The sequence below is a fragment of the Halorubrum sp. Atlit-8R genome (genome assembly GCF_003666025.1).
Classification (GTDB): domain Archaea; phylum Halobacteriota; class Halobacteria; order Halobacteriales; family Haloferacaceae; genus Halorubrum; species Halorubrum salinarum.
In genome coordinates this window covers 1-589 of the sequence record NZ_QPLV01000024.1, presented here as the reverse complement: position 1 = coordinate 589, position 589 = coordinate 1, and the positions used below count along the sequence as shown (strand labels likewise).

Annotated in this window: 1 protein-coding gene; it reads right to left on the bottom strand. The window is 72.3% G+C overall.

All coding sequences use genetic code 11. The features are described from left to right. Positions 1 to 104: 104 nt before the first annotated feature. Positions 105 to 589: MFS transporter (locus DVK05_RS16395; protein ID WP_147437828.1), on the bottom strand; the 485-nt coding region annotated here is incomplete at its 5' end.

Here is a 589-nt window from a genome sequence, read left to right as displayed (position 1 = left end):
GCGGCGACGGTCGCCCGTTTTTGCTCGATATCGTTGGTGGCGCCGACTGACGCCGACGCCGACGCGGACCGGGCGTCGACGTCGACCGCGGCGTCGACGCGGCGCTAATCGCCGCGCGCGGGCGAGGGACTGCCGCCGCCACCGCCGCCGACCTCGACGGTTTCTCCGACCTGCGTGTAGACGAGGAGCAGGCCGACCGCGCCCAGCGCGGTCGCGGCCACGAAGGGGACGGCGAAGCCGAAGCCGACGAGGACGCCCGAGAACAGCGCGCCGATGGCGACGCCGAGGCCGAACCCCATCGTGAGAAGCGAGAGCGTCGACCCCGACTGCCCCGCCTTGGCGATGTCGCCGGCGAGGGCGAGCGAGGGAGCGAAGACGGCCGCGACCGCGACGCCTTGCAGGAACCGCGCGAGAATCATCAGCGCCGGCGTCTGGACGAACCCCTGTGCGAGCGTCGTCGGGAGCAGGAGGACGAAGCCGCCGACGAGGAACGGCCGCCGCCCGTAGCGGTCGCTCAGCCGGCCGATGGGGTACTGGAAGACGACGTTGGCGAGGACGGTCGCGCCGAACTGCACCGAAAACAGGAACG